This is a genomic window from Janthinobacterium sp. BHSEK (assembly GCF_056174685.1).
In genome coordinates this window covers 1-674 of sequence record NZ_JBWBYV010000285.1, presented here as the reverse complement: position 1 = coordinate 674, position 674 = coordinate 1, and the positions used below count along the sequence as shown (strand labels likewise).

General features: G+C 60.7%; 1 protein-coding gene. It reads right to left on the bottom strand.

All coding sequences use genetic code 11. The annotated features are described in order from the left end of the window. On the bottom strand, positions 1-674 hold a 674-nt coding region (locus AC0V2Y_RS29070), incomplete at both ends, for a hypothetical protein (protein WP_475418498.1).

The window sequence follows — 674 nt, the reverse complement described above, 5'->3', positions numbered from 1 at the left end:
CGGCTACCGGCCACGGTGCCGTGGATCATTCCCAGGCTGGTCTTTGCTGTGGCCAGGACTGCAGCCATGGCGGCCACCTCCTGCGCAGCTGTCAATTCCAGTTGTACCGCGCCAGTTACCTTGCGTTCGGTAATCGGTACGGATTCACCACCGAGGAGCGCTTGAAACGGCGAGGTGACACCCAGATCGATCGTCAGCCCCTTACTCGGGTAGGAATCGCCTCCGACCAGCGCCGGCGGCGTAGCGGTCGCATGCGTAGCGCCCCACATCAGCTTGCCGGAGTTGGCATCCAGTACGATCTCTGGCACTTGCCACTCTTCCAGGTCTGCCGTTGGTGCTGCAGCCACGCCAATGCCGCCGTACAGGCAGACAAACTTGCACGAGATAACTGGCTTTTCGCCAACGCTCAACTTCAGCGAAGCGGTACCGCGAGCGCCCAGGCCTTTATGCAGCACGCCATCGTCGTACCAGTAAATGGTGGACGATTCAAAACCGGTCGAAATTGGCACATAGTCCACACGCACGCCTGCCGTGATGACCTCGGCAAAACCACAGGAGCGCAACAGCGGGCCCCAAGCAGGGGCGCTACCCAACGTGCCGGCGCCGACCAGCTCGACATCGAAGCCCATTTCGACATAGCGGCTACCAACCAACTGTTCATCACCGCCCAAAAA